This is a genomic window from Paraburkholderia sp. BR10937 (assembly GCF_040965695.1).
Taxonomy (GTDB): Bacteria; Pseudomonadota; Gammaproteobacteria; order Burkholderiales; family Burkholderiaceae; genus Paraburkholderia.
In genome coordinates, this window is the sequence record NZ_JBFRCL010000028.1 from 1 (window position 1) to 23,917 (window position 23,917).

The window sequence follows — 23,917 nt, forward strand, 5'->3', positions numbered from 1 at the left end:
GCGTGGCTTGCGCTGTGTTCTCCGCGCTATCGACGAAGCGCAGCGGGACGCCGAGTTCCGTTGCGGCCTGCGCGAGCGATGCATCGCGCGTGTGCGCAGCAGGGGCGACGAGCGCGGCGAGCGCGAGCGGCGCGAGGCCGTGCGCATCGAGCGCTCGGTGCACGTGATCGGCAATCGCCTCATGCGGCGCGCCCACGGCTGCGACGATGCTGCGCGGATGAATCACGAGGTCGTCGGGACTGCCGTCCCAGGCGTTCGCGCTCACGCGGATGGCATGGCGCGCCGCGGCGTCGCGCGGCAGATCGACGTTTTCCAACCACGATGCCTGGCCGTCCACGCGTGTCGTTGCGCCTGCAAGCAGATCGGAGACGAAGCGCTTGCCTTGCGCGAGGCTCGCGAGCGCATAGCCCGCGGGCGGATTGAGCAGGCAGGTGCCGAAGCGCAATTCGCCGCTCGTGGTGATGGCGGGCGCAACCGCGAGCGCCGCGCCAATTTCGCGCGCCATGACGTTCACGCCGGTGAGTCCACCGAGCAGCGGCACGACGGCGCTGCCGTCCTCGGCGAGCGCGAGCACCGGCGGCTCCGCGCCCTTGTTGGCAAGGAGCGGCGCGAGGCAGCGGATCACGATGCCCGCCGCGCACAGCGCGACGATGGGCAGGCCGCGCGTGTAGCATTCGCGCAAATGCGCGCCAAGCTCGCCGAACGCGAGATCGCCGGCCACGCGGCCCTGCAGCGCATGGACCTGCGCGCCGGGGTAGAGCGCCTGCACGCGCCGCGCCGTCGCGAGCGCGCCGGGCCCGAGGATGACGATCGCGGGCGGCGTCACGACTGCCATTTCGCCCCCGGCACGACGAGCAGCGAGAAGTAGGGCGAAGCCATCGGATCGACGTCGTCGAGCGGGACGATGCGCTGGTTCGCCATGGTTGCGCGCTCGACATACAGCGCGCGATGCGCGAGGCCCAGCTCGCCCAGCACGCGGCGCACCTTGTCGAAGTTGCGGCCCAGTTTCATGATCACGGCGGCGTCCGCGTCGGCCAGGCGCCGGCGCAATTCGTCTTCGGGCAGCACCCCCGAGAGTACGGCGAGGCTCTGGTTGCGGTAGACGAGCGGCACGCCCAGCACCGCCGCGCCGCCCAGCATCGAGCACACGCCCGGCACGACTTCGGCCTCGTAGTGCGCGGCGAGCCGGTCGTGCAGATACATGTACGAGCCATAGAAGAACGGATCGCCTTCGCAGATCACGGCCACGTCGCGTCCGGCGTCGAGATGGCGCGCAAGCATTTGCGCCGCGCCGTCGTAGAAGTCGGCGATGATCGCTTCGTACGAGAGCGGCGGTTCGAGCGCTTCGGTCGTCACGGGGTACACGAGCGGCAGGCGTTCCTGCTCCGCTTCGAGATGGGCCTCGACGATGCCGAACGCGTTGCCTTTCTTGCCCTTGGCGACGAAATACGCGACCACGGGCGCGGCCTTGAGCAGGCGCAACGCCTTGAGCGTGAGCAGTTCGGGGTCGCCGGGGCCGACGCCAATGCCGTGCAGACGTCCTTTGCGGATCATTTATTCGGTCTCCGAAGCGAGTGCGTTGACGGCGGCGGCGGCCATCGCGCTGCCGCCGCGGCGGCCGTGCACGACGACGAAGGGCACGCCGTGGCTTTCGGCTGCAAGCTGCGCCTTGGACTCGGCCGCGCCGACGAAGCCCACGGGAAACCCGAGGATCAGCGCGGGGCGCGGGGCGCCGGCGGCGACCATGTCGAGCAGATGAAAGAGCGCGGTGGGCGCATTGCCGATCGCAACGACGCTGCCTGCCAGATGCGGCCGCCACAGTTCGAGCGCGGCTGCCGAGCGCGTGTTGCCGATCGCGCGCGCGAGATCCGGGACGGCGGGATCGTCGAGCGTGCAGATCACGGCGTTGTTCGCGGGCAGGCGCGCGCGCGTCACGCCGTAAGCGACCATTTTCGCGTCGCAGAGAATCGGCGCGCCGCCCGCGAGCGCATTGCGGCCCGCCGTGCCCGCGCCTGCGGAAAACGCGAGGTCGGCGGCCACGTCGACCATGCCGCATGCGTGGATCACGCGCACGGCGAGTTTTTCGAGGTCGGTGGGGATGTGCGCGAGGTCGGCTTCGGCGCGAATCGTCGCGAACGACTCGCGATAGATCGCCTGGCCGTCGCGAATGTAATCAGACATCCTGGGTGCTCCGGGGCCGCTGCGCGAGTGCCAGCGCAGCGGCTTCGATCGTCAGGTTGCGCGCGACGAGCCGGCCGAAGCCGCTTCGCTTATCGTCGCGCTGGTACAGGTCGTAGTGGTCCGGGGCGCTGGCGAGCAACGTGAACGGCGCGCAATGCGCGGCCGCGCAGGAGCGCTCGCAGCCGCTCAGGTGGGCTTCGGCGCCGGGCGGCAACAGGGCGGCGAGGCGCTGTGCGTCGCCTTTCGTGTCCGCGCGGCTTTTCGCGCATCCGGTCGAGCCCGTGCACGCGATGAGGCGTGCGAGCGGGTTGGCGCGCGAGACGATCAGGCCGAGCGCGTGCAGGCGTTCGAGCGCGGCGGGCATCGCGTGCGCGGGCACGTTCGGCAGCAGCACGCCTTGCCATGGCGTCACGCGCAGCGTCGCATCGCCCGAGTCTTCCGCGAGCGCGGCGAGTGCGCGCAGCGTCGGCGCGTCGATACGGCCGAGCGCGGGCTGCGCGCCCACGTAGCCGCTGCCGTCGGCGTGCAGCGCGTGCGCGCCGAGGCGCAAGCCGGCGGGACTCTCCGCGCGGCGCCGCGCGCGCAGCGTGGTGTCGTCACGCATCAGCGTGAATTCGCCATGCTGTTGCGCGCGCTGCAGCAGCGCATCGAGCGAGTGAGCGGCCAGCACGTCGCGCATGCGTGTGGTGTCGGTGCCCGCGAGATCGAGGAACGCATGCAGCAGCGCGCGCATCGATGCGCGAACGTCTTCGGCGGCGAGCGTGCCGACTGGCTGCGCCGTGGGGCGGCCCGCGAGGCCCAGCGCGAAGCGCACGGTTGCGCCATGCGGCAGTGCGGCGAGCCAGATGTCGTGCGGATGCTCGAGCATCGCCACGCGCTCGCCGCCGTCCAGTTGCAACGCGAACTTGGGCGAGAGCGCGGCGAAACGCGGCTCGCGCTGCATCATGTCGATGAGCGCGGCGGCGAGCGCCGTCGTATCGCAAGAGGCGTCAGGGTCGAGGCCCGCGAGCGGGCTCAGCATCACGTTGCGCAATTCGTCGGCGGCGCACGCGCGCTCGACCGGACTCGCGGCGTCGATGCCGGCGGGGCCGAGGCCCGCGCCGATCAGCGCAGCGCTCAACGCCGCTTCCTCGCCCGCGCGCACGCCGCGAATCTGCACGTTCGCGCGATTGGTCAGTTCGAGCACGCCGCTCGCGTGCGTCGACGCTGCGTCGGCGAGCGCGCGCGCTCGCGCGGCGCTAAGCACGCCGCCGGGCAGACGGATGCGACACAAGCCGCCGTCGCGCGCGGCGACCGCGCGCACGAGCCCCGGGCACGCCGAGGGGCGGAGCACGGCCAATGCGGCAGCGGGCGAGACGGGCTTCGTTTCGTGTTTCAAGGCATTACCGGGTAAACATCACGCTGGAGCGGCGCGCTGCCCGCGCGGCAGGCGGGCAACGGCAGCGATATCGGTACACCCCGCCCGATTTGGGTTCGCGCGAACAGTCGGCCGGCAGGTCTCCTGGCTCACAGGTCGTCGACCGCATCGGCCTTCCCGGTAATACCAGTGGCTCGGGTGGATGCGGTCTCGCTGCTCACAGTCGCGGGGGCGGCCACAGCTTGCTGTGTTCCCTTTTATGCCTTAACGGCGCCGGCGGACACGGTATTATGCCCGTTTTCGCGCGTGCTCCGCCCCACCATCGGGCTGCGGGCCCGTGGCGGCGTAGAGAAACAGGCAACGAAACAGGCAACGGCGGGAGAGCGAATGCAGGGCAAGCAGGCATGGCTGACGGTGGTGGGCATCGGCGACGACGGCTACGCGGGGCTCCGGCGCGACGCGCGGCGCGCGCTGTTCGACGCGGCCATCGTGACGGGCGGCGAACGCCATCTCGCGATGCTGCCGTCACGTGTGCGTGCGCGGCGCGAGGCGTGGCCCCAGCCGTTCAGCGTGGAGGCGCTGCTCGCATACCGCGAGTCGAATGCGTCCGTATGCGTGCTCGCGAGCGGCGACCCGATGCTGTTCGGCGTGGGCGCGACGCTCGCGCGCCGCGTGCCGCCCGGTGAAATGCGCGTGCTGCCCGCGCCGTCGTCGCTCTCGCTCGCGGCAGCGCACATGGGGTGGGCGCTGCAGGATACGGCGATGGTCTCGCTCGTCGGCCGTCCGCTCGATGCGCTGCGCCGCCATCTCTACGCGCGCTCGCGCGTGCTCGCGTTGAGCGCGGATGGGCGCACGCCCGCGGCGCTTGCCGCGCTGCTCGCCGAAGCGGGCTTCGGCGCCACGCGTCTTGCGGTGTTCGAGCATCTCGGGGGCCCGCTCGAACGCCGCATCGAAGGTCGCGCCGATGCGTTGCACGTCGAACAAGCCGCGGCGCTCAATCTGGTCGCGTTCGAATGCGAAAGCGATAGTGCGCAGACGCCCGCGCGCGGCTGGACGCTCACGCCCGGCCTTCCCGACGACGCCTTTCGCCACGACGGTCAGATCACGAAGCGCGACGTGCGCGCGCTCACGCTCGCGCGTCTCGCGCCGACGCCCGGCGCGCTGCTGTGGGACGTGGGCGCGGGCAGCGGCTCGATCGGCATCGAGTGGATGCGCTCGCACGCCGCTTGCCGCGCGATCGCGATCGAGGCGCACGCCGAGCGTCAACGCTTCATCGAGCACAATCGCGCGGCGTTGGGCGTGCCGGGTTTGCAACTCGTCGCGGGCCGCGCGCCCGACGCGCTCGCAGGGCTCGCCGCGCCCGACGCGGTCTTCATCGGCGGCGGCGTGACCGTACCCGGCGTGCTGGACGCGTGCTGGTCGGCGCTCGCGAGCGGCGGGCGGCTCGTCGCGAACGCGGTGACGTTGCAGAGCGAAGCGGCACTCGCGGCATGGCGCGCACAGCACGGCGGCACGCTCACGCGTATCGGCATCGGCGAGGCGCAGCCGCTGGGCGGCTTCGACACCTGGCGTCAGGCCTTGCCCGTCACGCTTTACGAGGCCGTCAAGCCATGACGGCGCGCATCCTGCTGCTCGGCGGCACCGGCGATGCGCTGGCGATCGCGCGCACGCTAGGCCCGCAGCACGTGTACTCGCTCGCGGGCCTTGGCCGCGTGCCCGCCGATCTCGCCTGCGCGGTGCGGGTAGGCGGCTTTGGCGGGGCAGAAGGGCTCGCGCGCTTTCTCGCCGACGAAAACATCGCACTCGTCTTCGACGCCACGCATCCCTATGCCGCGCAGATCAGCGCCAACGCGGCGCGCGCATGCGTGGCGGCAGACGTGCCGTACTGGGCGCTGCGGCGTGCGCCATGGCAGCCGCAGCCCGGCGACGACTGGCACATGGTGAGCGGCTGGGGCGGGGTAGTCAAGGCGATTGCGCCGTTCGCGCGCCCGCTCTTCACGCTCGGGCGCGAGCCGCTCTCGCATCTGGACGAAGTGCCGCCGCAGCAGCACTGGACGATCCGTTGCCTCGAAGCGCATCCCGGCCACGCCCGCGCGTGCATCATCGACGCGCGCGGGCCGTTCACCGCCGTTGGCGAGCGCGTGCTGTTTACCGAAGCGCGCATCGACGTCGTGGTCAGCAAGAACAGCGGTGGCGCCGCGACCGAAGCGAAGCTCGCCGTCGCGCGCGCAATGGGCCTGCCCGTGGTGATGATGCAACGGCCGCCGCTGCCCGACGCGCAACGTGAATTCACGTCGGCGCAAGCGGCAATCGACGCGCTCGCGAACCCTGTTTAGCGGAGTTTCCACGCATGACCGTTTTCTTCATCGGCGCGGGGCCGGGCGATCCTGAACTGATCACCGTGAAGGGCCAGCGCCTCGTGCGCAGCTGCCCCGTCATTCTCTACGCGGGCTCGCTCGTGCCGCCCGCCGTGCTCGAAGGCCACCGCGCGCACAAGGTCGTGGACACGGCGCCGCTCACGCTCGACGAGATCGTCGCATTGCTCGAAAACGCGCATGCGCAGGGCTTCGACGTGGCGCGCGTGCATTCGGGTGACCCGTCGCTCTATGGCGCAATTGGCGAGCAGATCCGCCGGCTGCGCATGCTCGGTATTCCTTATGAAGTCGTGCCCGGCGTGACCGCGACCGCTGCGTGCGCGGCGGCGCTCGGCAGCGAACTCACGCTGCCCGGCATTTCGCAGACGCTCATTCTCACGCGCTACGCCACGAAAACGTCGATGCCCGAAGGCGAGCAGCTAGGCGAGCTCGCGCGGCACAGAGCGACGCTCGCGATTCACCTGGGCGTGCGCCATATCGCGCGCATCGTCGAGGAATTGCGGCCGCATTACGGCGAGGATTGCCCGGTCGCGGTGATCTATCGCGCGAGCTGGCCCGACGAGGAACGCGTGACGGGCACGCTCGCGGACATCGCGCAGAAGGTGCTGGCGACGGATATCGAGCGTACGGCGCTCATCCTCGTGGGGCGCGTGCTCGCGGCGGAGGGGTTTGCGGATTCGACGCTTTATGGGGCGCAGAAACGCTAAGGCTACGAAAGCGCGCGCAAGTGTGCTCGCAGCTTGTCCACCTCGCCGTCGGCGAATTCCTTTTCGATTTCGTCATGCGTTTGCTGCCAGAGCGGAAACGCCGCGTTGAGCAGCCGATGCCCCTCGTCCGTGAGGCTCAGCAAGCGGCTGCGCTTGTCCTCCGGGTCCTGCTCGATCACGACGAGACCGCGCCGCTCCAGCGGCTTGAGCGCGGCCGTAAGCGTGGTGCGGTCCATGGCCAGCAGCGACGCCACGTCTTTCATGCCGGGCGGATGCGGCCGGTTCAGCGACATCAGCAGCGAAAACTGTCCGTTCGTGAGATCGAGCGGCCGCAGCACGTCGTCGAAAATGCGCGCGAGATTGCGTGCCGCCCGCTGCATATGCAGACACAGGCAGCAATCGCGCACCAATAGCGTGGTTTCGAAGGGAAGTTTCTTTGCGCGTGCCATGTTGCAATTATGTTGATATCAACCTATTCTGTCAAGGCCGGATGGGCGACATGCCGTTGCTCCCGTTTTCAGACCAGCAACCAGACCAGCAGTTGGAGGACACATGAGCGATCAGAAACTGTTTCTCGCTGTTTTTCTCGGTACCAAAGACAACGCGCGCATGAAGGGGTGGGCGGCGCTTTCCGAAGCGGATCGACACGCAAAGGAAAAGGAGGGCATTGCAGCCTGGCACGCGTGGGTCGAAAAGCACAAGGCGTCGATCGTCGATATGGGCGGCCCGCTCGGCAAGACCAAGTCGATTGGCGAGCATGGCATCGCGGATACGTCCAACGCGCTAACGGGCTATACCGTGCTGCGTGCCGCATCGCACGAAGAGGCCGCGAAGCTGTTCGAAGGGCACCCGCATTTTTCGATTTTTCCGGGCGAGGGCGTCGAAGTAATGCCGGTTTTGCCGATTCCCGGTATCTGAACGGAGGCGCGTCATGAAACTCTACGGCTTTGCCGGCACCCGTTCGCAACGCGCGCTATGGGGCCTCAAGGAAGTCGACGCCGATTTCGAATTCATCTCGGTCAATCTGCTCGCAGGCGAGCACAAGCGGCCCGAATACCTGCGCATCAATCCCGCGGGCAAGGTGCCCGTGCTGATCGACGGCGACCGCGTGATTCCCGAATCGGCTGCCATCGTGCTGTATCTCGCGGATAAATACCCGGAGAAGGCGCTGCTGCCCGCCGATCTCGACGAACGGGCGCAGGCGTATCGCTGGACCCTGTTCGCGGTCACCGAGCTGGAGCAGCCGCTCTGGAGAATCACGCGGCATTCGTTCCTGTATCCGCCGGAAAAGCGCAGCCCCGCCGAAATCGAACTCGCGCGGGAGGATTTCAGGACCATGGCCGCGGTGCTCGAGAAGCATCTCGAAGGACGCGAGTTCATCGTCGGCAACCAGCTTTCGGTCGCCGACTGCGTGACGGTGTATCTGATGGACTGGGCCAACGAAGTGCAACTGCTGGACGGCTTCCCGCGTTTGCAGGCATATCTCGAACGCCTCTACGCGCGCCCCGAGGCGCCGCAGCGCATTGCCGAAGCGCGCAAGGCGGCATAAATGGAAAACGGCCCAACCGGATCACGCCGATTGGGCCGCCTCGCTGCCGCGTTACGCCATCTCAATGCGCCCGCGCATGCTCATGATCCACATGCGTGCGCGGCTGCGTCACCGTGCTCACCACCACGAGCACGATCACGTTCACGAACAGCGCAAGGAAGCCGATGTTGACGTCCTTGAGCGCGTCCGGCGCGAACGGAATCAGCTGAGCCACGCTCACATGCGTGAGCGTCGTGACGATCACCACGAGCACGCCCGCCACGATGCCGCAGAACGCGCCTTGCTTCGTCACGCGATTGCGTGCGGAGAGGCTGCACACCAGCGCCGGGAACAGCTGCGTGACGAAGTTGTAGCCCATCAGCAGCAGCGCGACGATGGTGTCGCCCCCCTTGAGCGTAAAGCCGACCGCCACGAGCGCGATAACCGGCACGAAAATGCGCGCGAGCTTCGCGACTTGCGCGTCGTCCGCGCTCTTCGAGAGTGCGCCGCGATAGACGTCGTTGGCGAGCAGCGTCGAAGCCGTGGTGAGGATCATCGAGCCCGGCACGAGTGCGGTGAGCACGCCCGCCGCGCCGATGACGCCCACGAACCACGGATCGAACGTCTGCAGCGCGAGACGGAACAGCGAGAGGTCGATGTCGGAGCCCTTGAGGCCCGGCACCTTGAGCACGGCCGCGAAGCCGCAGAAGAACACGAACAGCAAAATGAGCTGGTAGAGCGGCAGGATCATCGCGTTACGGCGGAAGATGCGCTCGTTCTTCGCGGTGTAGACCGACATGAACGTGTGCGGCCACATGAAGAAGCCCAGCGCCGTGAGCAGCACGGTGGACTGGAACCACGTCACGCTCTGGCCTCGCGCCGGGAACGTGAGGAAGCCGGGCTTGGCGGCGTCGATGGCGCGGAACATCTCGCTCAGGCTGCCATAGTGGTGGATCGGCAGGTAAATGCCGAGGAACACGGCAACGGCGAGAATCATCGTGTCCTTCACGACCGAGTTCCACGCGCAGCCGCGCACGCCCGAAACGATCACGTAGGCCGTGACCACGGCCGCGCCGATCCAGATCGCCGCCGTGGAGGAGATCGCGCCATAGGAGGCCGTCGTCACGATGATGCCGAGGCCCTTGAGCTGCAGGACGAGATACGGCACGAGCGCGAGCACGCCCACGCACGCCACCAGCACGCCCAGCGCGGGGCTCTGGTACTTGCGCGCGAAGAAGTGCGGCTGCGAGACGAGCCGGTGCTGCTTGGCGAAGCGCCATACGGGCGGCAGCATCCAGTACGAAAGAATGTATGCAAGCGTGCCGTAAGCCAGAATGTAGTAGACGGGCGCGCCCTTGCCATAGGCGAAGCCGCTGCCGCCGAGAAACGTGAAGGTGGTGTAGATCTCGCCCGCCATCAGCAGGAACACGAACGCAGTGCCGAAACTGCGGCCGCCCACGGCCCACTGCTCGAGGTTCATGTCGTGCCCGCGGCGGGCACGCATGCCGAGGTAGAGCGCGACGAAGGTCATCGCCGCGATGATGATGAGGGCGCTCATGATCGCACCTCCGCATCCGCTTCGCCCGAAAGCCGGTTGACCGGGTCGAGCCGGTAGACGATCCCCATGATCACCGCGGCCAGCACGACCCACATGACGATCCACGCGAGCACGAGCGGCATGCCGAGCACGAGCGGCTCGGTGCGATTGACGAACGGCACCCCTAACAGGATGCCGATAAAGGGCAAGGCAGCGAGCAACCGCAGTGACATGGCAACTCCTCTTTCATATGAGAAGAAAAGAAACGTCGCGTCGGGGTGCGAAGCCACCCACTCTATGCTTGTGAACGCGCCCCGTAAAGCTGCCAAAAAAACTGAAGGGCTTGCCGTAAAGTTTGGTGCAACGCGCCATTTTCCGGGGCATCGACCGACATCGATCCGGCACGCCTGACGCCGATCCGGCTACACTTCTCGCAGCCCGGCGCGCTTTTTGCGCATGCCCTTAACGGATCGACTCCATGATCGAGAGCCTGATTTCAGACATTCTGTTCGGTTTCACCGGACTCATCAGCATCATCAATCCCTTGAGCGGTGCTTTTGTTTTTCTCGATCGCACCACAACGCTTACCGACGAAGAGCGGCGCCTGCTCGCCAAACGCGTGGCGATCAACGCGTTCTTCGTGCTGGTCGGGGCTTTTTTCGTCGGCACGCCCATCCTGCATTTCTTCGGTATTTCAATGGAAGCGCTGCGTATCGGCGGCGGCCTCGCCGTAGCCGTGGCCGGCTGGCAAATGCTCAACGCGCCCGAGCCGGAGCCGCCCGCGGTCGATCATCCGGTCAAGCCCGTGAGCGCGAGTTCGGCTTCCGGCAAGGCCTTTTTTCCGCTGACCATTCCGCTCACCACCGGCCCCGGCTCCATCGCCACGGCCATTGCGCTGAATGCCAACCGCACGCACAAGCTTTCGGCGTGGCTGCTCTCGAGCTTCGCGTCGCTCGTGATCTCCGCGCTCGTCATGCTGGTGATCTATTACGTGTACAGCCGCGCTGCGCGGCTTTCGCAGTACCTGGGTGTGGAAGGCACGCGCGTGGCCATGCGCGTGTCGTCGTTTCTGCTCCTGTGCATCGGGGTGCAGATCATACTGACTGGCCTGACCGGCTTTCTCACGCCGATCGCCGACCTGCGCGCCGCGAAGTAGCGGCGCTGTCAATCGGGCCGGCGTACACAAGCGTTCTCACGCGAAGGAGACCATCATGTGCCGCTGGCTTGCGTATAGCGGGAACCCCGTGCAACTCGAAACCGTGCTGTTTCACGCACGGCATTCGCTGATCGATCAAAGCCTGCATTCCACCAAAGGCGCGACCACCACGAATGGCGACGGCTTCGGCATGGGCTGGTATCAGGACCCGCACGACATTCCGTATCGCTACCGCAGCGTGCATCCAGCCTGGAACGACCGCAACCTGCGCGAGCTGGCGCGCGCGGTGCGTGCGCCAATGTTCGTCGCGCACATTCGCGCGGCCACGCATACGCCGGTGCAGGAAACGAACTGCCATCCGTTTCGGCACCGGCGCTGGATCTTCGCGCACAACGGCCTGATCCGCAGCTATCCGCTGATGCGGCGCGACCTGTTGGTCGCGATCGATCCGGGGCGCTTCAATGCGCTCGAAGGGTCGACGGATTCGGAAACGATGTTCTATCTCGCGATGACATTCGGCCTCGAAGTCGATCCTGTACTTGCGCTGGAACGCATGGCGGGTTTTGTCGAGGCAACCGCGCAAAAGCATGGCGTCGAGCCGGCGCTCAACATGACGGTTTGCGCATGCGACGGCGAGCAGATCGTCGCCGTGCGGTATTCGAGCGAACGCAATTCCCGCTCGCTTTATCACACCACGGCGTTCCGGCATCTGCGCGAAATGTATCCCGACGACCCGCGCATCATCGCGGCCGGCGACGACGCGTATCTGCTCGTCTCCGAGCCGCTTGGCGATGCGCCCGATGTATGGGCCGAAGTGCCGGAATCGACGGCGATCGTCGTGCGCGGGCCCAAGGTCGAATACCGGCCGTTCGCACCTGTCTCACCTTGAATCGACCTCACGCGCTGCGGCGCCTTTGCCTTGCCGCCGCGAGCGCGAGCACCTCGTCGAACAGCGCGACGTCCACGGGCTTCACGAGGTGCATCTCGAAGCCCGCTTCGTGCGTGAGTTCGATGTCTGCGGCCTGGCCGAAGCCCGTCATCGCGGCGAACAGCGTGTGTTTGAGCGGCGGCAGCGCGCGCAGGGCACGCAGCGTCGCATAGCCGTCGATCTCGGGCATGGCGATGTCGATGAGCGCGGCGTCGGGCGTGAAGCCGTCCACTTGCTCGCACGCGTGGGCGGCGCTGTAGGCCACGCGCACGTCGTGCCCTTTGAGTTCGAGCAGCATGGCGAGGCTGTCGGCCGAGTCGCGGTTGTCGTCGACCACTAGCACGCGCAGCGGCGGCACGCCGGCTTCCGCCAGGGCGGCAAGCTCGGCGGTGTCCGGCGTGAGCGGCGCCGGCTGCACCGCATGCGCGCTCTCGCGCGCGAACGGCAGGCGGATCGTGAACGTGCTGCCTTTGCCGGGCCCGTCGCTCCTCGCGGAGATCGTGCCGCCATGCAGCTCGACGAGCGAGCGGCACAGCATGAGGCCGATGCCGAGCCCGTTTTCCGTGGGCCCCGGCACCGAGCGGTCCTGGCTGAAGAGGCCGAAGATCGACTCGTACGTGCCGGGCCGCAGGCCACGGCCTTCGTCGCGCACCTGGATCTGCACGGCGCGCGCGGCGGAACGTACGTCCACGACGATGCGGCTGCCGTCGGGCGAGAACTTCGAGGCGTTGTGCAACAGGTTCTGCAGCACCTGCACGAGGCGCGTGTGATCGCCCGTCATGGCGAGCGTCGCGTCGGGCATCTGCACGTCCACGTGCTGGCCGCGTGCCGAGGTGAAGGGCTGCGCCGCGTCGATGGCGTGCGCGACCACCTCGCGCAGGTCGAGCGGCGCCTCGCGCAACTCGATCTTGCCTGAGGTGATGCGCCCGACGTCGAGCAGGTCGTCCACGAGCCGCGTGAGGTGGACGATCTGGCGGTCGATCATTTCGCGGGCGCGCTCGATCTCGGGGCTCGGCGCATCCATGAGGCGCATCGTGGCCACGGCGTTGCGCACCGGCGCGAGCGGGTTGCGCAGTTCATGCGCGAGCAAGGCGAGGAACTGCTTCATCTGCTCGCTCGAATGCTCGAGTTCGTCGGTGCGGCGGCTTTCGGTCATGTCGCGCGTGACCTTCGCGAAACCCGTGAGGCGGCCGTGGCCGTCGTGCACCGCGGTGAGCGTGACGTTGGCCCAGAACATCGAGCCGTCCTTGCGCACGCGCCAGCCCTCGGTCACGACCCGGCCCAACTCCTTCGCGCGGCGCAACTCGCGCTCGGGCTGACCGGCGGCGACCTCGTCGGGCGGATAGAACACGGAAAAATGCTGGCCGACGATCTCGGCCGGGCGGTAGCCCTTCAGGTTGGTCGCGCCGGTGTTCCAGCTCACCACGTGGCCCTGCGGATCGAGCATGAAGATCGCGTAGTCGCTCACGCTTTCCACGAGCAGGCGAAAGCGCTCTTCGGTAAGGCGCAGCGCCTCGACCTGGCGGCGCTCCGCGGTGAGGTCGCGCGTGACCTTGGCGAAGCCGGAGAGCGAGCCGTCGCGCTCGCGCAGCGCAGTGATGACGACGTTGGCCCAGAACATCGAGCCGTCCTTGCGCACGCGCCAGCCTTCGTCGTTGAAGCGTCCGTGCAGCGCGGCCTGCTCCAGCTCGTGTTCGGGCCAGCGGCGCGCGTTGGCTTCGTCGGTGTAAAAACGCGAGAAATGCTGGCCGATGATCTCGTGCGCTTCATAGCCCTTGATGCGGGCCGCGCCGCGATTCCAGCTCGCGATGTAGCCGCGCGTGTCGAGCAGGAAGATCGCGTAGTCCTCGATCGGCTCCACGAGCGCCTCGAAGCGGCGTTCGTGGTGGCTTTCGGTCGCGGTGTCGTGCGGGGCGATGCCGGGGTCGGGCGTCGTCATGGTCCTCGGGTCTGTCATGGGGCCTGTTCACAAGTTTGACAGGCTTTGGCCTCTTGAATGGACGTCCCGCGCGCAGCGGGCGCCGCAGCTTACCACGCGCGCTGCCCCGAGCGGTCGTACTTTTCGGCCATTGCCGGAATGCCTGCGCGCACGTGGCGTTCCGCGCGGCGTACCTGGCGGGTGAGCAGCACGACGTGGGGCGGCACTACGCGGCGCGCGCGCAAGGTCCAGAACGCGCCGCGCAGCAGCGCCACGCCCGCGGGCCCGAGCGAGCGCTGGCGGGCGAACACGGCGAGCGCACGGCCGGTCGCCGCGATCGCATCGCGCGCGGGCAGGCGCATCCATGCCACCCAGGCGGTGTTGCGCGCGAGCGCGCATTGCTGCGCGCGCGTGAACCAGTGGTAAAGCGGCTCGCGATGCGCGAGCGCCTGCTCGCAATAGACGATCTGGTGGCCGGCCGACAGCATGTCGAGCGCGGCTAGCTCCTCGGCACCGCCGTGCGAAAGCCGCTCCTCGTAGCCGCCGAGCACGCGGAACACGGCTGCTCGGAAAATGCACGCGCCGGCCATGAAGTTCGCGAGCCCCGGCCCGGCCTCGCCTTCCGCGCCCGGCGACGTGGCGGCGAGCATCAGGCAGGCGGGGTGAATTTCGCGCTCGTCGCCGCTCACCACGCGCGCGTTGAGCACGGCCACCTGCGCGTGGGCGTCGAGCAGCTGCGCCGCGCGTGCGAGCGCGCCGGGTGCGAACCAGGTGCTGTCGTCGCAGCACGCGACATAGTCGGTGCGCGCGAGCAGCACGGCGCGATTGAAGCCGGCCATGCCGTGGTCGCCCAGCGACTGGACGATGCGCACTTGCGGAAAGAGTGACGCCAGCAGGGAGACGGTGGAATCGGTGGAGCCGTTGTCGGCCACGATGACGTCGGGGTGTTCGGGAAGGGCGGTGAGGCGCGCGACGGTATCGATGATTTGACGCACGTGATTGCGCGTGAGGACGACCACCGTCACGCGCGGCGCGCTGGGAGTTCCGGGGGCAGGGGCGGAGTCGTTCATCGCAGCAGGCGGCGGGAGCCGGCCGGTGAGTTGTCGAATTGACCTATGTCAGCATACGCCGATGGCGCGCGACATGCAGTACATGACATGCGCCAGTGGCGGGGCGGCGCGGCGGCGGTGCTGCACTGCACAGCCGGCAACTGCGCAATTTTCGCGCCGCGTGTGGCGGCGCGCGCGATCAACCCCGATCAACCCGATTCGCGGCTCGATCAGCCGCTCAATCGCGCGCGCAGACTTCGTCGAGGTGGCCGAGCAGGTCGGCGGGATCTTCGTACACGCGCAGCGCGCCCGCGCGCTCTAGTTCCTCGGTGCCGTAGCCGCCCGACTGCAGGCCGATGCCGAGCGCGCGGCAGCGCTGGGCCGCGAGCATGTCCCAGACGCTGTCGCCCACCACGAGGCAGCGCTCGATCGGCACGTTCAGCCGCAGCGCCGCGGCGATGAAAAGATCCGGGTCGGGCTTGGCATGGCGCACTTCGTCGCGCGTGACCACCGTCGTGACGGACGGGTCCACGCCGAGCGCCTGCAGGTTCACGGACGCCGTGGCGAGCCGCCCGCTCGTGGCGATCGCCCAGGGCACCTGTGCCGCGCTGAGCGCGTCGAGCAGCGCGCGAGCGCCGGGCAGCGGACGCACCTTGCCAGCGTGGCGGCGGTAGGCGTCGGCGTGTAGTTTTTGCAAGCGCGCGATGCGCTCGGGCGCGATCGACTCGTGGGCCTCGTGGGTCTCGCGCAGCAGCTGGTCCATGAAGAGCCCGCCGCTCATGCCGATGCGCCGGTGAATGCGCCACACCGAGAGCTCGATGCCGTCCGCGTCGAGCGCTTCCTTCCATGCGAGCACATGCTGATACACGCTGTCGACGAGCGTGCCGTCGAGGTCGAACAAAAAGGCCGTTTCGTTGCGCATGGGTGGCTCCTGTTGCTACACGACGATTAAGCGGTGGTGGCGCAAAAAGTGTACGCCGCGCGGCGACGGCGTGCGCCGCGGCGGGTGCGCGGCGTCGCCTCAGGGCGCGCTGGCCGCAGATGTGCCGGACGCCGCCGGTGCGCTTTGCGTAGTGCCCGTCTGCGGATACATCTGCAGCAGCACGCGCAGCACGCCGTTGGTCCATCCAAAGCCGTCCTGCAGCGGATATTCGCCGCCGCCCGCCGACGAGGCCCTGGTGGCCGACGCGCTCACGTCGTACTTCTCGACGAGCTTGTGCGTGCGGGTGTAGTAGGCGAGGTTCGTCGCGATCCAGCGCGTGGCGATTTCCTGAGCGAGGTCCTGCTTGCCGTAGCGGCGCAGCCCCACGACCGCGAGATATTGCAGCGGCGCCCAGCCGTTCGGCTCGTCCCATTGCTGGCCGGTTGCGACCTGGGTGGTGGCGAGGCCGCCGGGGCGCAGCAGTCCGGCGCGCAGCGCGGCAGTCACGTCCTGCGCCTGGGCTTTCGTCGCGACGCCCGCATAGAGCGGGTAGACGGTCGCCGCCGTGAGCCGGTGCGTGAGCGTGTGGTGTGCGAAGTCGTAGTCGCTGTACGCATGCAGTTGCGGGTCCCACAGCACGCGGTCGATGGCGTCGGCGCGTTGTTGCGCGCGCTTCGTCATCAGTTCGGCCTCGCGCGCGTCGCCCTTCAGGCCGTAGGCCTTCGCGAGCGTGCGTTCGAGGATCACCATCAGCGAATTGAGGTCCACCGGCGCGAGCGAGGTCACGTCGATGGTCGAGAGCGTGTGGCCGTCGGCGAGCCAGCGCGAGCTATAGTCCCAGCCCGTTTCCGCGCCCGCGCGCAGGTTGCGCCAGAGATCCGAGGCATCGCGCTGCGGCGTGGCGCGCGCGGTCAGGATGTCCTCGCGGTACGACTCGTCGCGCGGGCGGTTGCGCGCGTCCCAGTAGCGGTTGAGCAGCGTGCCGTCGGGCAGGCGCACGAGGTGGCGCGCGGCGTGGCCGGGCTTGAGGGTCTGCGCGCCGGCCATCCAGTAGTCGTATTCTTTGCGCAGTTGCGGCAGGTAATGGAGGTACACGGCGTCGCCGTCTTTCTCCGCGACGAGGCTCACCATCTGCGCGAAAAACGGCGGCTGCGAGCGGCTCAGGTAATAGGTGCGATTGCCGTTCGCGATATGGCCGTAGCGGTCGATCAGCGCGGCGAAGTTGTTCAGCTCGTCGAGCGCGAGTTCGTGGCGGCCGCTCGCTTCCAGGCCGAGCATGATGAAGTACGAATCCCAGTAGTAGATTTCGTTGAAGCGCCCGCCCGGCACGACGTACGCATAAGGCAGCGGCAGCAGCGACGAATACGGATTCGGCTTCGCGTCGGGGCGGCGGCTCAGCACGTTCCAGAGCGTGTCGATGTGGCCGACGACATCCTGGTTCGGATCGGAGACGTAGTGGTCTTCGGTTTGCGCCGGGGCCGTGAAGTACTGGTTCACGAACTGCGTGAGCGCGGCCTTGCGCGCGGCGTTGTCGTGCAGCCCCGCGCGCTGCTGGCGCCAGCGCTCGTAGGCCGCCGTGATCTGGCTCGGGCGCTCGTTGGGCAGCATGTCGGCAAACGTCTTGCTGTCGGCGAAGATCTGCGCGAGCTGCACGTCGTGATAGAGGCGGCCGTAGAGGTCGGCGGGTGTGGCGGGCTGGCTTTCTTTTGCCGCGTCATGCTGCGCTGGCGAGCGAACCGGCTTTGCCGCTCGCGCGGGCGGTTGTAATTCCTGCGCGTTGACGGGTGCGCTCGCGGAGGCTGCGATGTCGGCGGCCTGGGCGGTTTGCGCGAGCGGCCGAGCGAGGCACAGCGCAGCGGCTAGCGTGGTGGCAAACGGGATGAAGCGGGATTTCGTGGTGGATGCGGGCGTGTGGGAGCGCAACGGGAAAGACATGGTCTTGATGTTTTTGATGGGCGAAGAGCGCGCCCGCGCGAACCAGGAGCGCAGGCGAAGCGTGTCGAAGAGCAATTTCCGTTCCGCGCAACAGGCTGGCGCGGCGGCTGGCGACTGCGTCGCTATTCGAAATCGGGATAGTGCATATTCTCCATATCGCGTTGCGCGATAACGGGTGCAGCGGCGAAACTTGCGAAAAATCAATTCAAGCAACGCCGCATCAGGAGACATCTCATGCGCACTCAGGTTGGCATCATCGGCGCCGGGCCCGCGGGCCTGCTTCTTTCCCATCTTCTGCATTTGCGTGGCATCGACTCGGTCGTGCTCGAACTGCGTGGCCGCGAGCAGATCGAATCGACCATTCGCGCCGGCGTGCTCGAGCAAGGCACGATGGATTTGCTCACCGAAGCGGGCGTCGGCGCCCGCATGAAGGCCGAAGGCGCGCTGCATCACGGCTTCGAACTCGCGTTCGAAGGCAAGCGCCGCCGCATCGATCTCACCGGCCTCACGGGCAAAGCCATCACCGTCTACGCGCAGCATGAAGTGCTCAAGGACCTCGTGGCGGCGCGCGTGGCCGCGGACGGCAAGCTCTTCTTCAATGTCTCGGATACGTCGATTCATGGCGTCGACACCAGCACGCCGTCGATCCGCTTCATGCACGAACGCGAGGCGCACGAGTTGCACTGCGACTACGTGATCGGCTGCGATGGTTTCCACGGCGTATCGCGCGCCTCGATTCCGGCGGCGTTGCGCCAGGACTACGAGCGCGTGTTCCCGTTCGGCTGGTTCGGCATTCTCGTCGAGGCGCCACCCACTTCCGACGAGCTGATTTACGCGCGGCACGAGCGCGGCTTCGCGCTCGTCAGCACGCGCTCGCCGAACGTGCAGCGCATGTATTTCCAGTGCGATCCGAAGGACAACGTCGACAACTGGTCCGACGATCGCATCTGGGCCGAGCTGCACGCGCGCGTCGATTCGCGCGAAGGCCACCAGGTGGTGGAAGGCAAGATCTTCCAGAAGAACATCGTGGGCATGCGCAGCTTCGTCACGACCACGATGCAGCACGGCCGCCTCTTTCTCGCGGGCGACGCGGCGCACATCGTGCCGCCGACCGGCGCGAAGGGCCTCAATCTCGCGGTGGCGGACGTGCGCGTGCTGACCGCGGCGCTCGTGGCGTTCTACCAGGAAGGTCGCACCGACCTGCTCGATGGCTACAGCGAAACGGCGCTGCGCCGCATCTGGCGCGCGGAGCACTTCTCGTACTGGATGACGCGCATGATGCACCGCCTCGACGACGCCACGCCGTTCGAGCAGCGCCTGCAGGTTGCGGAGCTGGAACACGTCACGACGTCGCGCGCCGCCGCGACGGCGATGGCCGAGAACTACGTGGGCGCGGTTGTCGTGTGAGGTAAGCGCAACGCATGAAACGGCCGCGCGAGTCCCGCGGGGCTCGCGCGGCCTTTATGTTTACAGCGTCGCGTTGGACAGCCTCAAATCGCCTTGAGCGGCGCGATGGCCAGTTCGTTGGCGATATCGGCGAAAGGCTTTCTCACGGAGTCGGGCAGCGTGATGGTCTGCATGTGCCGCGCGCGATTCTCCGCTTCGTACTGGCCGGGATACTGCACTGGCTGCGCCGGATCCTGCGGCGGGCAGCTGAGCAGATAATCGAGGAACGATTCGACCTCCTGCGAGCGCCACGTCGTGTTGAAGTCCACCTGCGGATCGAGCACCAGCGCGAACAGATTATTGGTCGCCACGCCATTGCGCGGGTTGTCCGGATGGATCGTGCCGCCGCCCGAGAGCACGCCCGCGAGCAGTTCCGCCACGAGTCCGAGCGCATAGCCCTTGTGCAGGCCGAACGGCAGCAGCGCGCCGGGCGGGTCGGCAAACAGCACGTTGGGGTCGGTGCTCGGCTGCCCGTTCGCGTCGATCACCGAGCCGTCGGGTGCCGGCAGGCCGTTTTCGGCGAGCACGCGCGCCTTGTTCACGGCGATGGCGCTCGTGGCGATATCCACGACGAAGGGCGGCCGCCCGCCCGGCAGCGGGCCCGCGAAGCACAGCGGGTTGGTCGTGAGCCGGGGCTCGCGCCCGCCGAACGGCGCGACGGTCGGCGCGCGATTCACCACGTTGGTGAAGGCGAGCAGTACGTAGCCCTGCGCCGCGACCATTTCGCCGTAGTGGCCCATGCGCCCCAGGTGATGGCTATGGCGCAGCGTCACGATGCACTGGCCGTGTTCGCGCGCACGAGCGATTGCGTCATCCATCACGACCTTGCCGACGTGCTGGCCGAAGCCGCTGTGGCCGTCGTAGCCGATCAGGCTGCCGCGGTCGACGACACGCTCGGCGCGGCCGTCGGCGGTGACGAAACCCGCGGCCAGCACGCGCTTGTAATTCGGCAGGATCGACAGGCCGTGGCTCGCGTAGCCCACGCGGTCGGATTCGATCAGATGGTCGGCCACGTCGGCGGCGATGTCTTCGGGCACCGAGACGTTCGTGAGCACGGCCGTGGCGAAGCGGCGTGCGTCGTCGATCTTGACTTCCATGAGCGGCTCCTTGCTAACCGTGCAGCATTCGGGTGCAGCGTTCAGATCCAGCCCAGCCAGCGCCACCACGTCGCGGCGAACAGCAGCAGCAACACGTAGCCGACGATGGTCAGCACGATGCCCACGCGCGCGAACTGCTTCGCCGTGAACGTTTCGGTGGCGAGGCACACCATGTTTTGCGGCGCGTTGATCGGCAGGATGAAGCCGAAGCTCACCACGTAGCCGAGCAGCATGGTGAGACCGAGCCGGTTGAAGTCGCCCTGCATGGACTGCAGCACCGACACGAGAATCGGCAGCATCGCGGAGGTGAGCGCCGTTGCGCTCGCAAAACCGAGGTGGATGAGGATGAGGAAGGCCGAGAGAATCGCGAAAGCCATGAACGGGGTGGCGGTGTCGAGCCCCGTGTGATGCGCGACGAGGTCGCCGAGCCATTGGCCCGCCTTCGTCGTGAGCAGCGCCGTGCCGAGGCTGATGCCCACGCCGAACACGATCACCGTGCCCCATGGAATACGGCTTTGCACGGTCTTCCAGTCCATCACGCCAAAGCGCGGCAACAGCAGCAGCACGAGCCCGACGTAGGTGACGGAGGTGGTGTCGAACGGGTGCAGCTTGCCTTCGGTCGCCCAGAAGAGCAGCAGTCCGATGGACACCCCGAGCAGGCGCTTTTGCGGGCCCGTCATGGGGCCGAGTTCGCGCAGCGAGGCTTCGACAGCTTCCTTGCCGCCCGCGATGGCGTCGGCCTCGGGCGGCAGCATCTTCAGCACGATGAAGAGCAGCGCCGCCGACATCACGATCGCCCAGGGCGCGCCCGCAATGAGCCAGTCGAGCCACGTGACACGTGCCCCGAGCATCTTGTCCATGAAGCCCACGGTCAGCAGATTCTGTGCGGCGGCGGTCTGGATGCCGACGTTCCAGATGCTCGTCGCCTGCGCGACCACGATCATGATGCCCGCCGCGATGTTCGAGCGCTTGTCCACGCCGAACGCCGAGATCACGCCCACCATGATCGGCACGACGCAGGCGCTGCGCGCGGTGGCGCTCGGCACCACGAGCGAGAGCACGATGGTCACGGCGACCGCGCCGATCAGGATGCGCCGCGTGGTGGTGCCGATCAGCGAGAGCGTGACGAGCGCAATGCGCCGGTCGAGCCCGGTGACGGTCATCGCCGCGGAGATGAAGAGGGCGCCGGCCACGAGCGCGAGCGCGGAATTGGAGAAGCCCGCGAGCGCCATGCTGATGGCTTTGTTGGTGCCGTAATCGACAGCGGGGTTTTCGATGGTGGGCGCAGTGCCCACGAGAAATGCCATGAGCGAGGTGATGATGATGGCGCTCGCTTCGTACGAGACCGCTTCGGTGAGCCACACGACCACGGCGAACGCGAGGATGGCGAGCATGCGCTGGCCGGCGGGCGGGAGGCTATCGGGCAGCGGCAGCAGCAGCACGACCACGAGCGCGATCACGCCCGCGATCAGGCCCACAGGTATGCCTTTTTTCTGCGGCGCGGCGCCCGCGTTGGCGGCTGGCTGGGGTGCGTTCATGGCGATGACTCCATGTTGGGCATGCACGCGGCATGGCTCGCGTGTCGCTTCTGGCAGAGCGCATGCAGCATCGAAAAGCGGCGGTGTGGTGGCTTGCGAACGAGTCAGCGCATTCGCTTCGCGGATGGTACTGCCATTCCACTGATGAAGCGTTTAGTGTGTACAGCGCGAGCGTGAAGGCGGGGGAAGCGCAGCGTTGCAGCATGCTGCGGGTGATGCGGGCGAGTCGAGGGTGAAGGCGTTTTAACCGGCAAAACAGCCGGTTAAAACGGCCGCTGACGCGAATTACTGGCTGGCGCCAGCCGCAGCGTTAGCTTTCTTCTGTGCGTCCTGCAGGTTCTGCGGATAGTTCGGGTCGTTCAGCGCCGGCTTGTAGCCCGCGTCTTCCAGCTTCTTCAACTCGGCATTGTTCTTCGCGCGAGCCTGCTTGCGCTCGGCCTTGCGCTGCGCTTTGGCTTGAGCCTTGGCCTGTGCTTTCTGTTCCTTGGTTAGCGGTTGCGAGGCCGCGGCGGCGGCGGGTGCGCTGGCTTCCGTTTGTGCGAACGCCGGCGCGGCAACGCCGATCAGGAATGCGGCGGTAGCCGCGGCGAGAGTCAGCTTGCTGGTGGTGGAGCGCATTGATTCCCCTAATGTTGATTTGAACGACTTGCCCAGGGCTGGGAGGACGGGCGCCAACGGCTGCGGCGCGCCCGTCCCTCAATGTAATCGATCCCCACCAAAGACGGTAGCAAGCGCTGACCCTGGCTTGCTCGTCACCGCAGCGACGACCCCGGCGGCCTCAACGGGCGTTCAGACGCCGAGCTTCGCGGCCGCCGCCGCGACGACCCGCGCACGTTCGGCGAGCGACGCGGCTGTCTGCGCGCGCAACCTTTCCACGATCGCGCGCGGCGCGCTGGCGGGATCGCCCGCATCGAACGGCGGCGCGGGCGCGTACTCGAGTTCGAGCTGGAGCGCCTGGGCGGCTTCGTCTCCGATCAGCTCGGCGGCGAGCGTCAATGCGAAATCGATACCTGCGGTGATGCCGCCGCCGGTCAGCAGGTTCCCGTCGCGCACCACGCGCGCTTTCACGGGCAGCGCGCCGAGCGGCTCCAGCAGTTCGTGGAAGGCCCAGTGCGTGGTCGCGCGGCGGCCGCGCAGCAGCCCGGCCGCGCCGAGCACGAGCGCACCCGTGCAAACCGAAGTGACGTAGCGCGCCGTGCTCGCCTGGCGGCGCAGGAACGCGAGCGTCTCGTCGTCGGGAATCAGCTGGGAGACGCCGCTGCCGCCCGGCACACAGATCACGTCGAGCGGCGGGCAGTCCTCGAAGGTCGTATCGGGCGTGAGCATGAGGCCGGTGCTCGAGCGCACCGGATCGCGCGTCTTCCAGATGAGCCGCGCCCGGGTGTCCGGCATCGAGGCGAGCACGTCGTACGGACCGGTCAGGTCGAGCTGTTGAACGTTGGGAAATGCGAGAAATCCGATCTGCAGTGCCATGTAGTGTTCCCGGTCAAGGTTGGACGGTCGGAAAGGGCCGACGGTGCGCCGATGATGCGGAAATCACTCTAATCTCGCCCCGGTCCACAACCCTGCCAAAAACCGCGCAAAAACTGCCAGCGGCGCGCGAGCCGCAATCGGGAAGCACTCGGTGACCGGTACATGCGCCGCGTTCAGCCGCCGCTTAATTTGCGGCAGCGGAGGCAGCGCGTTTGCTGCTTCGAACTCAGGCCGGCAGCTTGCGGAACGTCACCGCGATGCGGTTCCAGCCGTTGATCGCGATGATCAGCAGCGTGAGGTCGGCGATCTCCTGATCGCTGAAATGCGGCTTTACGCGTTCCCACACTTCGTCGGGCACGTGCGTTTGCGCGAGCAGCGTGACCGATTCGGTCCATTCGAGCGCCGCACGTTCGCGCTCGGTGAAGAACGGCGTTTCGCGCCACACCGATACCGTGGCGAGCCGGCGATCGGTTTCGCCGCCCTTGCGCGCATCCGCGGTGTGCATGTCCACGCAATAGGCGCAGCCGTTGATCTGCGAAGCGCGCAGGCGCACCAGTTCCGCGAGGGGCTTTTCGATCGAGCTTTTGCTCGCGCGCTCCTCGAGCGCAATCATGGCCTTCGTGCCTTCCGGGTTGGCCTTGTAGAAATCCAGACGTGCTTGCATGAGCGTTCACCTGTCGAGTTGAATGTCGTGGCGCTGTCGGCGACAGCGAGGCTGACAACGATGCGTTGAACTTGCGAATAGCGTCACCACAGGGGCACTTTAGGCG

The 23,917-nt window shown here is 67.5% G+C and carries 23 protein-coding genes, 1 pseudogene and 1 riboswitch; of the genes and pseudogenes, 8 read left to right on the plus strand and 16 right to left on the minus strand.

All coding sequences use genetic code 11. The annotated features are described in order from the left end of the window. From AB4Y44_RS22835 to cobG, 4 genes and pseudogenes are all read right to left on the minus strand, one after another. Positions 1–835 (minus strand): annotated as a pseudogene (locus AB4Y44_RS22835) (cobalamin biosynthesis protein CbiG); the annotation flags it as partial. Further along, positions 823–1,554 carry a precorrin-2 C(20)-methyltransferase gene (locus AB4Y44_RS22840; protein ID WP_342922563.1) on the minus strand — a complete coding sequence of 244 codons (732 nt, stop codon included), beginning with the start codon at positions 1,552–1,554 and terminating at the stop codon, positions 823–825. The gene AB4Y44_RS22840 and the pseudogene AB4Y44_RS22835, both read right to left, overlap by 13 nt. Further along, positions 1,555–2,181 carry a precorrin-8X methylmutase gene (locus AB4Y44_RS22845; RefSeq protein ID WP_342922564.1) on the minus strand — a complete coding sequence of 209 codons (627 nt, stop codon included), beginning with the start codon at positions 2,179–2,181 and terminating at the stop codon, positions 1,555–1,557. It lies immediately after the preceding gene. After that, positions 2,174–3,559 (minus strand): precorrin-3B synthase, encoded by a 1,386-nt coding sequence (cobG, locus tag AB4Y44_RS22850; protein WP_368700955.1) that lies wholly within the window; start codon positions 3,557–3,559, stop codon positions 2,174–2,176. Before cobG ends, AB4Y44_RS22845 begins: the two co-directional genes overlap by 8 nt. A gap of 95 nt (positions 3,560–3,654) precedes the next feature. Further along, positions 3,655–3,831: riboswitch (cobalamin riboswitch) on the minus strand. Between the two features lie 94 nt (positions 3,832–3,925). On the opposite strand from cobG, the gene cbiE reads away from it, so the two are divergent. The 3 genes from cbiE to cobM are packed head-to-tail and all read left to right on the plus strand — an operon-like array spanning position 3,926 to position 6,620. Then, entirely contained in the window at positions 3,926–5,152 is a 1,227-nt protein-coding gene (gene cbiE / locus AB4Y44_RS22855; RefSeq protein WP_368700956.1) for a precorrin-6y C5,15-methyltransferase (decarboxylating) subunit CbiE, read from the plus strand. Further along, positions 5,149–5,874: a cobalt-precorrin-6A reductase gene (locus AB4Y44_RS22860; protein ID WP_342922567.1), complete on the plus strand. Its 726-nt coding sequence runs from the start codon at positions 5,149–5,151 to the stop codon at positions 5,872–5,874. Before cbiE ends, AB4Y44_RS22860 begins: the two co-directional genes overlap by 4 nt. Before the next feature lie 14 nt (positions 5,875–5,888). After that, the gene (gene cobM / locus AB4Y44_RS22865; protein ID WP_368700957.1) at positions 5,889–6,620 is read left to right on the plus strand and encodes a precorrin-4 C(11)-methyltransferase; all 732 of its coding nucleotides are present in this window, start codon (positions 5,889–5,891) and stop codon (positions 6,618–6,620) included. A 2-nt stretch (positions 6,621–6,622) separates the two neighbouring features. On the opposite strand, the gene AB4Y44_RS22870 is transcribed toward cobM, so the two are convergent. Further along, complete coding sequence (locus AB4Y44_RS22870; RefSeq protein ID WP_368700958.1) at positions 6,623–7,069, minus strand: MarR family winged helix-turn-helix transcriptional regulator; 447 nt, start codon at positions 7,067–7,069, stop codon at positions 6,623–6,625. A gap of 103 nt (positions 7,070–7,172) precedes the next feature. Here AB4Y44_RS22870 and AB4Y44_RS22875 point away from each other — a divergent pair, with 103 nt between their 5' ends. Together AB4Y44_RS22875 and AB4Y44_RS22880 are read left to right on the plus strand one after the other, a co-directional pair. Beyond that, positions 7,173–7,538 carry a hypothetical protein gene (locus AB4Y44_RS22875; protein WP_342922570.1) on the plus strand — a complete coding sequence of 122 codons (366 nt, stop codon included), beginning with the start codon at positions 7,173–7,175 and terminating at the stop codon, positions 7,536–7,538. 13 nt (positions 7,539–7,551) lie between these two features. Then, positions 7,552–8,169, plus strand: a complete 618-nt coding sequence (locus tag AB4Y44_RS22880; protein ID WP_342922571.1) for a glutathione S-transferase family protein — start codon at positions 7,552–7,554, stop codon at positions 8,167–8,169. 61 nt (positions 8,170–8,230) lie between these two features. Here AB4Y44_RS22880 and AB4Y44_RS22885 read toward each other — a convergent pair whose 3' ends face one another. Beyond that, complete coding sequence (locus tag AB4Y44_RS22885; RefSeq protein WP_342922572.1) at positions 8,231–9,706, minus strand: sodium:solute symporter family protein; 1,476 nt, start codon at positions 9,704–9,706, stop codon at positions 8,231–8,233. Beyond that, on the minus strand, positions 9,703–9,918 hold the full coding sequence (locus tag AB4Y44_RS22890) for a DUF3311 domain-containing protein (protein WP_028205546.1): 216 nt from the start codon (positions 9,916–9,918) through the stop codon (positions 9,703–9,705). The genes AB4Y44_RS22885 and AB4Y44_RS22890 overlap by 4 nt, the downstream gene beginning before the upstream one ends. 245 nt (positions 9,919–10,163) lie before the next feature. Here AB4Y44_RS22890 and AB4Y44_RS22895 point away from each other — a divergent pair, with 245 nt between their 5' ends. After that, positions 10,164–10,841, plus strand: coding sequence for a MarC family protein (locus AB4Y44_RS22895; RefSeq protein WP_069266235.1), 678 nt, complete (start codon positions 10,164–10,166; stop codon positions 10,839–10,841). A 55-nt stretch (positions 10,842–10,896) separates the two neighbouring features. After that, positions 10,897–11,730 carry a class II glutamine amidotransferase gene (locus AB4Y44_RS22900; protein WP_342922573.1) on the plus strand — a complete coding sequence of 278 codons (834 nt, stop codon included), beginning with the start codon at positions 10,897–10,899 and terminating at the stop codon, positions 11,728–11,730. Positions 11,731–11,737: 7 nt separating this feature from the next. Here AB4Y44_RS22900 and AB4Y44_RS22905 read toward each other — a convergent pair whose 3' ends face one another. The 4 genes from AB4Y44_RS22905 to treF form a co-directional block, all read right to left on the minus strand. Continuing rightward, the gene (locus tag AB4Y44_RS22905; RefSeq protein WP_342922574.1) at positions 11,738–13,708 is read right to left on the minus strand and encodes a PAS domain S-box protein; all 1,971 of its coding nucleotides are present in this window, start codon (positions 13,706–13,708) and stop codon (positions 11,738–11,740) included. Positions 13,709–13,797: 89 nt separating this feature from the next. Beyond that, a complete protein-coding gene (locus AB4Y44_RS22910; RefSeq protein WP_342922575.1) occupies positions 13,798–14,757 on the minus strand; it encodes a glycosyltransferase in 960 nt (319 codons plus the stop codon). A 217-nt stretch (positions 14,758–14,974) separates the two neighbouring features. Then, positions 14,975–15,658, minus strand: coding sequence for an HAD family hydrolase (locus AB4Y44_RS22915; protein ID WP_342922576.1), 684 nt, complete (start codon positions 15,656–15,658; stop codon positions 14,975–14,977). A gap of 99 nt (positions 15,659–15,757) precedes the next feature. After that, complete coding sequence (treF, locus tag AB4Y44_RS22920) at positions 15,758–17,593, minus strand: alpha,alpha-trehalase TreF (RefSeq protein ID WP_368700959.1); 1,836 nt, start codon at positions 17,591–17,593, stop codon at positions 15,758–15,760. Positions 17,594–17,827: 234 nt separating this feature from the next. Between treF and AB4Y44_RS22925 the strand changes: the two genes are divergently transcribed. Further along, positions 17,828–19,000, plus strand: coding sequence for a 4-hydroxybenzoate 3-monooxygenase (locus tag AB4Y44_RS22925; RefSeq protein WP_342922578.1), 1,173 nt, complete (start codon positions 17,828–17,830; stop codon positions 18,998–19,000). A gap of 83 nt (positions 19,001–19,083) precedes the next feature. On the opposite strand, the gene AB4Y44_RS22930 is transcribed toward AB4Y44_RS22925, so the two are convergent. The 5 genes from AB4Y44_RS22930 to AB4Y44_RS22950 all read right to left on the minus strand — a co-directional run bounded on the left by AB4Y44_RS22930 (position 19,084) and on the right by AB4Y44_RS22950 (position 23,811). Next, complete coding sequence (locus tag AB4Y44_RS22930) at positions 19,084–20,136, minus strand: Ldh family oxidoreductase (protein WP_342922579.1); 1,053 nt, start codon at positions 20,134–20,136, stop codon at positions 19,084–19,086. Between the two features lie 41 nt (positions 20,137–20,177). Continuing rightward, positions 20,178–21,674, minus strand: a complete 1,497-nt coding sequence (locus AB4Y44_RS22935; RefSeq protein ID WP_368700960.1) for a DASS family sodium-coupled anion symporter — start codon at positions 21,672–21,674, stop codon at positions 20,178–20,180. 285 nt (positions 21,675–21,959) lie between these two features. Beyond that, positions 21,960–22,292: a DUF4148 domain-containing protein gene (locus tag AB4Y44_RS22940; protein ID WP_254318105.1), complete on the minus strand. Its 333-nt coding sequence runs from the start codon at positions 22,290–22,292 to the stop codon at positions 21,960–21,962. A 171-nt stretch (positions 22,293–22,463) separates the two neighbouring features. Then, the gene (locus AB4Y44_RS22945) at positions 22,464–23,147 is read right to left on the minus strand and encodes a DJ-1/PfpI family protein (RefSeq protein ID WP_342922582.1); all 684 of its coding nucleotides are present in this window, start codon (positions 23,145–23,147) and stop codon (positions 22,464–22,466) included. Positions 23,148–23,373: 226 nt separating this feature from the next. Further along, positions 23,374–23,811 carry a carboxymuconolactone decarboxylase family protein gene (locus AB4Y44_RS22950; RefSeq protein ID WP_368700961.1) on the minus strand — a complete coding sequence of 146 codons (438 nt, stop codon included), beginning with the start codon at positions 23,809–23,811 and terminating at the stop codon, positions 23,374–23,376. Between the last annotated feature and the right edge of the window lie 106 nt (positions 23,812–23,917).